7 protein-coding genes are annotated in these 9,605 nt (G+C 69.0%); 1 reads left to right on the forward strand and 6 read right to left on the reverse strand.

Annotation, left to right across the window (positions count from 1 at the left end):
- Positions 1–84 precede the first annotated feature (84 nt).
- Positions 85–498 (forward strand): hypothetical protein, encoded by a 414-nt coding sequence (locus tag VF662_RS09830; protein ID WP_464140439.1) that lies wholly within the window; start codon positions 85–87, stop codon positions 496–498.
- On the opposite strand, the gene addB is transcribed toward VF662_RS09830, so the two are convergent.
- The 6 genes from addB to ahcY form a co-directional block, all read right to left on the reverse strand.
- Positions 495–3,458 (reverse strand): double-strand break repair protein AddB, encoded by a 2,964-nt coding sequence (gene addB / locus VF662_RS09835; RefSeq protein ID WP_464140441.1) that lies wholly within the window; start codon positions 3,456–3,458, stop codon positions 495–497. The two genes, VF662_RS09830 and addB, sit on opposite strands and share 4 nt — an antisense overlap.
- 22 nt (positions 3,459–3,480) lie before the next feature.
- Positions 3,481–4,245, reverse strand: a complete 765-nt coding sequence (locus VF662_RS09840; RefSeq protein ID WP_464140443.1) for a nucleotidyltransferase family protein — start codon at positions 4,243–4,245, stop codon at positions 3,481–3,483.
- The gene (locus tag VF662_RS09845) at positions 4,242–5,246 is read right to left on the reverse strand and encodes an aminoglycoside phosphotransferase family protein (RefSeq protein ID WP_464140445.1); all 1,005 of its coding nucleotides are present in this window, start codon (positions 5,244–5,246) and stop codon (positions 4,242–4,244) included. Before VF662_RS09845 ends, VF662_RS09840 begins: the two co-directional genes overlap by 4 nt.
- Positions 5,231–5,668, reverse strand: coding sequence for a tRNA (adenosine(37)-N6)-threonylcarbamoyltransferase complex ATPase subunit type 1 TsaE (gene tsaE, locus VF662_RS09850; RefSeq protein ID WP_464140447.1), 438 nt, complete (start codon positions 5,666–5,668; stop codon positions 5,231–5,233). The genes VF662_RS09845 and tsaE overlap by 16 nt, the downstream gene beginning before the upstream one ends.
- Entirely contained in the window at positions 5,668–8,028 is a 2,361-nt protein-coding gene (locus VF662_RS09855; RefSeq protein ID WP_464140450.1) for a PAS domain-containing sensor histidine kinase, read from the reverse strand. Before VF662_RS09855 ends, tsaE begins: the two co-directional genes overlap by 1 nt.
- Before the next feature lie 73 nt (positions 8,029–8,101).
- Positions 8,102–9,514 (reverse strand): adenosylhomocysteinase, encoded by a 1,413-nt coding sequence (gene ahcY, locus VF662_RS09860; protein ID WP_464140454.1) that lies wholly within the window; start codon positions 9,512–9,514, stop codon positions 8,102–8,104.
- Positions 9,515–9,605 lie beyond the last annotated feature (91 nt).

Raw genomic sequence — 9,605 nt, forward strand, 5'->3', positions numbered from 1 at the left:
AAATTGGTCGATAGTCGTTAAGCATCCAGAATGAGCGCGGCGGCCGGATCGGCCGCGTCGCTGCGCGGCTACTGGGAGGCGTGCATGAGGACACAGTTGCTGCTTGCTGCTTTTGGTGGGTTGATGCTTGTGAGCGCCGCTCCGCCGGCCGATCCGATCCCCTGGGAAGATGAAAACAGCCTCAGGGACTATCCCCCCTGCTCCCGCACCGTCACCGACCGCTGCATCCAGGGCCCCGGCCGCGAAGCCGCGAGCGAGAGGGCCACGGCACGGCGCTCGCGCGAACCGGCAGTCGGGGGACCCGCGGAGGAACCGTCGGAGGCCTATGCCTCGGCAGGCGATTATCCGCCCTGCTCGGCCACCGTCACCGACCGCTGCATTCAGACCGGCGGCCGCGCCTCGCACCATTCGGCCGTACGCACGGCGCGCTCCGCCCCGAAGGCGAGGCACCATGAGCGGCGCATGCAGATGGCGATGCGGGCCGGCGAGCGCGGCTAGGCGCCCGCATCCTCGCGGCCGTACCATTCGTCGAGGCGCATGAGCTGGTCGTAATCGCCGTAGGGCGCATATTCGGGGTGGAGCTTGGCCGTGAACGGCTCCTCCCCGGTCAGCCATGCCTCGGCCGCGGCAATGAAGTTGCGCGCGGCGATGGTCGTGAAATCCGCCGCCTCGATGCCGTGCTTGCCGCCGACGGGGCTCGCGACGTAGCCGAGCTTGCCGTTCTTCTTCGCCAGTGACCAATATTCGAAGCAGGCGGGGATGCCTTCCACATCCTCGAAGCCGCCATTTTCGGCGATGAGGCCGAGAAGCCCCAGCTGCATCGAATAGCCCTCCGCCACCGCTTTCGGGCCCGGCGGAGTGCCGGTCTTGTAGTCGAGGATCACCAGGCTTTCGTCCGCGGCGCGGTCGATGCGGTCGGCGATCCCGTAAAGCTCGACCCCTGCAAGCCGGCACTTGCCATAGGCTTCGGCCTTGAGCGGCAGCCTCCCCTCGGCCTTGTTCTTCGCCACCTCCTCCGCGATCCAGTCGATCGCCTCCAGGAGCCGCGGCTGCCACAAAGCGCGCATCAGCGGGTGCGCCGAGCTTTCGGCAAGCAACGCCTCGGCGCGCGCCCGAAGCCTGGCCGGATCGCAATCGTCATGCTTCATCCACTGTTCGAGCACGCCGTGGACGGCGGTTCCGCGCCAGGCCGGGCTCGGATCGGCATCGATCGCATCGAGTGCGCTAAGGCGAAGCATCTTCCGGGCATAGAATGCGAACGGGTCCGCCTTCAGCCGGTCGACCTCGGTGACCGAGATCTTGCGCGGCCGCTCCGACGCTGGCGGCGAAGGTGCCGGGCGCGTGGAGGGGCAGTGGTCTGCCGGCTTGTCGAGCGCCCGCGCCCACCTCTTGTGGTGCGGCGAGCGCGTGAGACCGCCAGTCATCGCCTCCAGCCGAAGCCAGAAACGCGAGGCGATCGCCGGCGACCGCGCGTCCCGCCGCGCGCGCGTGACGAGCACCTGCCGGCCGCCGAGCGCGCTCGCCAGATCGTGCGCGGAAAGGCCGATCCGGCGTTCGAGGCTCGGCAGGCCGAGCTCGTGCCGGATGCGTGGGGCAAGCCACGGATCGGGCGTCGGCAGCGCGGGCCAGATGCCTTCGTTGAGGCCTGCGAGGATCATCAGGTCCGCGCTCTGCAACCGCGCTTCGAGCAGCCCCCAGATGAAGATCCGCGGATGCTGGCCGTAAGGCGGGCGCACCGCCACCTGCCGCATCAACTGCTCCAGCAGCGGCGGGAAATTGCCGGCCTGCACGCGCCCGGGGCCGGAGGCGGAGGCGGGCTCCGCGGCGGCGAGGAGATCGGCGGCGGCGCGTCCCGCCGGGCCTGCCCAGGCCTCGTCGCCGCTCAGCGCCGAGGCGGTCTCGCGAAGCGCCGCAGTCAGCCGCGCGAGTGTCGGCCGCTCCGCTCCAAAGGCGCGCTCCAGCGGCCGGAGCAACGGGACCACCTGCTGCCACCACGGTTTGGCGCGCTTGCGAAGGTCCGCGTCGCGGCCGCTCCAGTCGGATAGATATTCGGTCACGCCGTCGAGCCCCGCGGGCGGACGGGGCCCGCGCAGCGCGAGATCGAGCGTCCGCGCGCCCTCCAGCCAGTCGAGCCTCCCCTCGCCTTTCATCACCAGAGGATGCTTCAGCAGCGCGAGCAAAGGCACGGGCGCGAATTGCTCTGCAGCGGCGGCGGCGATGCCGAGCAGCAGAGTGCCCGGCGGCATTTCGGATAAGGGGCGGCCGGCGCTGTCGTCCGCCTCAATCCCCCAGCGGCGGAGATGTGCGGAGACCCGGCGAGCAAGGCCTCGGTCGGGCGTCACCAGAGCGGCGGTGCGCCCCGGTTCCTCCAGCGCCTCGCGGAGCGCAATGGCGATCGCCTGCGCTTCCTCGGCCGGGTCCGCGAGCTCCAGCGCACGAACCCCGGTGAGGCGGCGCTCGGCAGGCTTCAGGCCCTGCCACTTGGACGTATAAAAAGCGGGCGCCATGGCATTGGCGATGGCGCGGCTCCGGACGGCGGGAGCGTCGCGGCCGCCGCCCCAGCGCCACCTTTCAACCTCGGCGCAGCCGACGCCCATCCGATCGAGCAGGAGCTTCAGGTGGAATTGCGGATGCGTCTCGATCGAGGGCCGCCGCCGCTGCGTCACCGGGTCCGGATCGTGCGGCCCGAGCGAGCGCCACTCCTCCTCCGGCATGGCCGTGTCGAGCGCCGGGAGAACCACCATTCCCTCGTCGAGCCGCGCAACCACGCCGAGCAGCCGCGCGACCGCGGGCGCGGTCGTGTTGATGCCGGCCGCGACAACGAAGCCCGCCGGCGCTTTCCGGCGCCAGCGGCTCGAAAGCGCGTCCAGCAGCCGGTTGCGGCGATCGGTAAGGTCGATGCGGCCTCGCTCCTTCAGGAGCGCCGGCCATCGATCGAGGATGATGCCGAGCCGCTCCAGCGAGCGCTGCCAGTGCAGCGACAAATCCGGGAGGTCGGCGGCGAAGTCGCGGAGCCGCGACGGCTCCACTTCCTCGATCAGCAGCTGGTCGAGGGTCCGGGCGAGGTCCTCGGCGAGGCGAAGCGCTTCGGCGGCGTCGATGTCGCCGGGCATATGCTGCTGGACGAGGCGGGCGAGCAGGAACAGGCGCTCGGTGGGCTCGACCGCGGGCGGGATCTCGCTCTCCTCCCCCAGCGGCTCGAGCGCTCCGCCGATCCTTTCGTCAAGCTCCGGATCGCCCACCGGCACCAGGCGCGGAAGCAGCAGCCCGCCGTCCGAGCGGCGGACGAACGCATCCGTGATCGCGCGGGCGGCGCGGTTGTTGGGGACGAGGATCAGGCCCTGCGCCAGGCCCGTCTTGGTGCCGCCGAAGCGGGCGATCAGCCCCGCCGCAAGCGCGTCCGCGAAGGCGCGGTGCGGCGGGATGGTGAAAACGGACGGCCGGGGAGAGGAGCTCACGCGCGCGAGCTTATCGGAGCCTTCAGACCCCGGCCAGCATCTCTTCGGTCTTCCGCACCGCAGCCGGGGTGCCGACGTCGAACCAGAGACCCTGGTGCACCGTCCCGTAGCAGCGCTTCGCCGCGATCGCCCGGTCCCAGAGCACGTTGGTGGAGAAGGCCCCCTCGGGCAGCTCGCCTTCGAACAGCCGCTTCGACAGCATCTGGATGCCGATATAGACGAACGGCGCCACCGTTCCGGGCTTCTTGCGCCTCAGCACGCCCTTGGGGCTCATGTGGAAGTCGCCCTGCCCGTTGTGGCAATAAGCGCGGGCGAGCGGGACGAGCAGCAGCAGCGCGTCCATCTTCTCATCGTCCCAGTTGGACGCCAGCAGGCGCAGCGAATCGACCGGGCCGTCCACCCAGAAATTATCGGAGTTCACCGCCAGGAACGGGTCAGCGTCGATCAGCGGAAGCGCACGAACGAGCCCGCCGCCGGTCTCAAGCAATTGATCGCGCTCGTCGGAGACTGCGGTCTCGATGCCGCTGACCCGGTTGGCGAGATGCGCCTCCAGCGAATCCGCCAGATAATGGACGTTGACCACGGCTTTCCGCACGCCCGCGGCGCGGAGGTGGTCGAATGTGTGATCGAGCAGCGCCTTGCCGGCAACCTCGACGAGCGGCTTCGGCCGCGTCGCGGTGAGCGGGCGCATGCGCTTGCCGAGTCCGGCCGCCATCACCATCGCGACTTCCGGGACCTTCCCCTCCGGCTCCGGCCGAAGCGCGAGCGGCCTCTTGTAGCGGCTCATTCGGGCGCGCCTCCGGCCCAGGCGGGGGCGCGCTTCTCCGGCGGCACATTGGCGTCGAACCAGTCGCGCACCGGGCCAAGCGCAGGGTGCCGCAGATCGCGTTCGAGGAGGCCCCACATGCGCGGCTGGAAGCCAGTATAATGCGGCTTGCCGTCGCGCTTCCAAAGGCGGGTGAAGACGCCGAGGATGCGCGTGTTGCGCTGCGCCGCAAGCGACCAATAAGCGCTCTCGAACGCCTCGCCGCATCCCGCCGCCTCCTTGTAGCGGTCCAGCATCGCCCGCTCGGTCGAGGGCGTCACGTCGCGGCGCGCATCCTCGAGCACCGAAGCGAGATCGTAGGCGGGGTGGCCGACCACCGCGTCCTGGAAATCGAGGAGGCCGAAATGCCTGATGCCCTCGCGCCCGCCGACCAGCATGATGTTCTCGGCGTGGAAATCGCGAAGCACCGTCACCGGAGCCGAGCCGTCGTCCGCGACCTCGGAGAGCACCGCACGCCAGCTGTTCCGGAAGCCCTCCACATCGACATCGAGGCCGAGCGCCGGGCAATACCAGTCGGAGAACAATGTAAGCTCGTCCAGCCACTGATCGAGGCCGTGCGGCCGGAGCCCCGGCATCGGCGGCCGCCGGTGGAGATGGACGAGCAGATCGACTGCCAGTTCGTAAAGCTGGGTCTCCCGCTCGGGAGCCGAATCCACCGTCTCGCGCAGACGCGCATCGCCGAGATCGTCGAGCAGCAGCAGCCCCCGCTCGAGGTCCCGCGCAAGGATCTGCGGTGCGGAAAGCCCGGCCTCGGTAAGCCATTCCGCAACGACGACGAACGGCCGCGGATCCTCGTGCGGGGGCGGCGCGTCCATCAGCACCGCCGTCTCGCTGCCGCGGTGAACGCGGAAGTAGCGGCGGAACGAAGCGTCCCCGGCGAGCGGGCGGATCTCGGCGCCTTCCCAACCATGTTTCGCAAGGAAATCGGACGCCGAAGCCGGCGGAATCATCGGGGAGGCCATCTATCCCCCCAAGCGGGCGGCACTTTTGCTGTCAAGGAGCGCGCGCCGCCTTGTGCGACCGTCAGGTGCAGCTGCAGGGCGTCGGGCCAGAGCAAGGCCCCGAGCCGCTCCGGCCATTCGATCACCAGCGCGGCATCGCTCCGCGCCTCGTCGAGCGCCAACTCGGGAAGCTCCTCCGGATCCTCGATGCGGTAGAGATCGACATGCCAGAGCGGCACGCGAAGCTCCTCATAGGTCTGGACGATCGGGAAAGTGGGGCTGCCGACATCGCCTTCGAAGCCGAGCCCGCGCAGCAGGCCCCGGGTGAAGGTGGTCTTGCCCGCTCCTAGATCGCCGAACAGGGCGATGACGTCTCCCGCCCGGAGCTCTGCGGCCAGCTCGGCGCCGAGCTGCTCGGTGTCCTCGGCAGCCGCGAGAAGCATCAGGCGGCGGTACGCGGCAGGCGGATGGTGACGGTGGTGCCGACGCCGACTTCAGAGATGAGCGAGATCGTTCCGCCATGAGCTTCAACGAACTGGCGCGCGAGCGGCAGGCCAAGGCCGAGCGCCTCCCCTCTGCCCCCGCCCGCCGCCATTGCCCGATGGAAACGGTCGAACACCCGCGGCTGGTCGGCTGGAGCGATGCCGACGCCGCTGTCGGAGACGGTGATCTCGGCCGCCTCGCCGCTCCCGGTGCCGTGCAGCAGCACCCGGCCGCCCGCGGGCGTGTAGGCGAAGGCGTTGTCGAGGATGTTTGCGAGCGCCTGGCGAAGCCGCTGCCGGTCGCCCGTTACGGCGCCGAGCGACGCGTCGAGATCGACCGCGAATTCGACCTGCTTCTCCCCTGCTAGAGCGATGGCCTCATCAGCCGCCTCGCGGCACATGTCTTCGAGTTCGACGCGGTCCTCCGCCAGCAGCAGGCTGCCGCTGTCGCTCTGCGTAAGGTCGAGCACGTTGTCGATCAGCACGCTGAGCCGCCCGACCGATTCCAGAACCGCGCGGACGTAGTCGACCGCGGTTGGGGGGAGCTCGCCCGCATAGCCGCTCGCGAGCATCTCCGCGAACCCCGCTATCGACGTGAGCGGCGTCCTGAGTTCGTAGCTCATGTTTGAGACGAAGGCCGTTTTCATCCGGTCCGCGTCCTCGAGCGCCTCGTTGCGGTCGCGGAGCGCAGCCTCGATGCGGCGGCTGTCGGTGACGTCGAGCATCGTGAACAGCGCGTTGCCGTCTGGAAGCGGCACCGCGGCGAACTGGAAGTCCCGCCCGTCGGTGAAGGAGACGTGGCCGCCGCGCTGCTTGCGCTCCACGGTCGCGCTCCGCACCAGCTCGCGCACCAGATTGGCGTGATTGGGGTTCTTGAGCTGCCTGGCGATAAGCGGCGTCAGCGCGTCCACGCGGGGATGGGCGGCGAGCTGCTCCTCCTCGAACTGCCAGGTCTCGCGGAAGCGGTTGTTCCAGAGGTGGAGCCGGCCGTCGGAGGCGAACACGCCGACCGCCTCGAACAGATTGTCGAAGGTGGCGGTGCGGACCCGGAGCAATGTGTCTCGGGCCGAGGCGAGCTGGATCTGCTCGGTCCGGTCCTCGAAGATGAGGAGCAGCCCGCCGTCCGGCAGCGGCTGGCCGACGACGCGCAGATGCTTGCCGCCGGGGAGGAGCCAGTCCTCCTCGTCCGCGGAGAGGCCGGAGGTGAACCACTGGCCCTTGGTTGCCTTCCAGTCCGGATAATCGCGGACTTCGGGAAGGTTGCCGGCTTCGCGCATATTGTCGAGCAGGCGGTTGAATTCGGGGCCGTCGGCGAGGAATTCGGGCCGGAGCGAGAACAGCCGCGCGAAGGGCTGGTTGTAGAAGATGAGGCTCCGGTCGCGGCCGAACTGGGCGACGCCTGCGGACAGGCGGTCGAGCATGTCCCGCTGCGCGCGGACGAAGCGGGTAAGCTCTGAATGGGCCTGCTCAAGATCCTCGACGTCGATGGCATAGCCGCCGATGCCGGTCTCGCCGAGCGGCACCTCCACGACGCGCATCGTGCGCCGCTCGCCGGCGATGGTGGCCGGGACGACCCGCGCCACCGCCTCGCCCTTCTCCCGGACGGACGCGGCCTCCGCAAGCGGGCTGCGGCCGTCGCTTTCGTCGACCAGCTCGATGCCGGCCTTGATCACCGCCATCGCATCGTCCGCCTCGACCGCCGCCACATAGGCGCTGTTGACCATCGCCAGCCGGAGGTCAGGCCCCCGATGCCACATCGGGAAAGGCGCGGCCTCGATGAGCGCGGAAAGGGCATCGAGGGCGCCGGTGACCCGCGCCGCCTCGTCCCGAAGCGCGCTCATCTGCGCTTCGCTACCGGTCGCGTCGGCGAACCAGAGCAATACGGACGAAGCGGGATATTCGGCCGGCGCTGGGCCGCCTTCGATCCGGAGCAGCCGCGACGAGCCCTCCGCCCGTGCCCGCATCGTGAACGGCGCGCCGGTCGCCGCCGAGGCGCGGACGAGGCTGGCGAGAGTCTCCAGATCCGCCTCCGACAGCCCCTCCCCGCTGCCGCCGAGACGGTCGAGCCGCGACGGGGACGCCGACAGGCCGAGCGTCTGCTCGAGACGCTTCGACGTCTCGACTGAGCCGTCCGCAAACACGAGCAGCGGCATTGCCGGGCTCGCCTCGACCAGCGCCCGGCTCCGCAGCCCCTCGAGCTCGCCCGCCCGCGCCGAGCTGGAGCGCCGCGAGGCGCGGAGCGTCGCCCAGAGGCCGAGGGCAAGCCAGCAGCCGAGGAAAAGCGCCAGCGCCGCCAGCGCCGTCCGCGACAGCTCAATCATCGGCAGCGCGGTGGAAGCTGAGGTGCATCACCGCTGTCTAGCACGGGATCGGAAGAACGAAAGTCGGCGCCGCTCAGTAGCGGTAATGGTCCGGCTTGAACGGCCCTTCCACCGGCACGCCGATATAGCCGGCCTGCTTCTCGCTCAATTTGGTGAGCTTCACGCCCAGCTTGTCGAGGTGGAGCGCGGCGACCTTCTCGTCGAGGTGCTTGGGGAGCACGTAGACTTCGTTCTTATACTGGTCGGCCTTCGTCCAGAGCTCGATCTGGGCGAGCGTCTGGTTGGTGAAGCTCGCCGACATCACGAAGCTCGGATGGCCGGTGGCGTTGCCGAGATTGACGAGGCGTCCCTTCGACAGGACGATGATCTTCTTGCCGTCCGGGAATTCGACCTCGTCCACCTGCGGCTTGATCTCGGTCCACTTCATGTTCTGCAGGCCGCCGATCTGGATCTCGCTGTCGAAATGGCCGATATTGCACACGATCGCCATATTCTTCATCGCCCGCATGTGGTCGACGGTGATGACGTCGGCATTGCCGGTGGCGGTGACGAAGATGTCGGCGCGGGGAGCGGCCTCCTCCATGGTCACGACCTCATAGCCTTCCATCGCCGCCTGCAGAGCGCAGATCGGGTCGATCTCGGTGACGAGCACGCGGGCGCCGCCGTTGCGGAGCGAAGCGGCCGAGCCCTTGCCGACGTCGCCGAAGCCGGCGACGCAGGCGATCTTGCCGGCGAGCATCACGTCGGTGCCGCGGCGGATGGCGTCGACCAGCGATTCCTTGCAGCCGTAGAGGTTGTCGAACTTCGACTTGGTGACGCTGTCGTTGACGTTGATCGCCGGGAACGGGAGCTTGCCCTTCTTGGCGAGCTCGTAGAGGCGGTGCACACCGGTGGTGGTCTCTTCCGACACGCCCTTCAAATTCTGCACCGTCTTGGTGAGGTAGCCGGGCCGCTCGGCGAGGAAGCGCTTCAGCGTCGCGACGAAGATTTCCTCTTCCTCATTCTCCGGCGTCAGCAGCTCCTCGCCCGCCTCGACACGCGCGCCCCAGAGGGCAAACATGGTGGCATCGCCGCCATCGTCGAGGATGATGTTGGCGGTCTGGTCCTGCCCCCAATCGAAGATGCGCGCGGCATATTCCCAATATTCCTCGAGCGTCTCGCCCTTCACGGCGAACACGGGAACGCCGGTGGCGGCGATCGCTGCAGCGGCGTGGTCCTGGGTCGAGAAGATGTTGCACGAAGCCCAGCGGACCTGAGCTCCGAGCGCCGTGAGAGTCTCGATCAGCACGGCCGTTTGGATCGTCATGTGCAGCGATCCGGTGATCCGAGCGCCCTTCAGCGGCTGCGACGCGCCATATTCGGAGCGGAGCGCCATCAGGCCCGGCATCTCGGTCTCGGCGATCTCGATCTCCTTGCGGCCGAAGGCGGCGAGATCGATGTCGCGGATCACGTAATCGTCGAATTTGGGCTGCGGCTGAGTGGCCAAGAGCGGTCTCCTGAAAAGAAAAGACCGCCGGCAAGGTGGGGCGGTCGCGTGCCGGTTCCCCTAGTCGCGACCGCCCCGGAATGCAAATATA

Origin of the sequence: Allosphingosinicella sp., assembly GCF_036387215.1 — a bacterium.
Lineage (GTDB): Bacteria > Pseudomonadota > Alphaproteobacteria > Sphingomonadales > Sphingomonadaceae > Allosphingosinicella.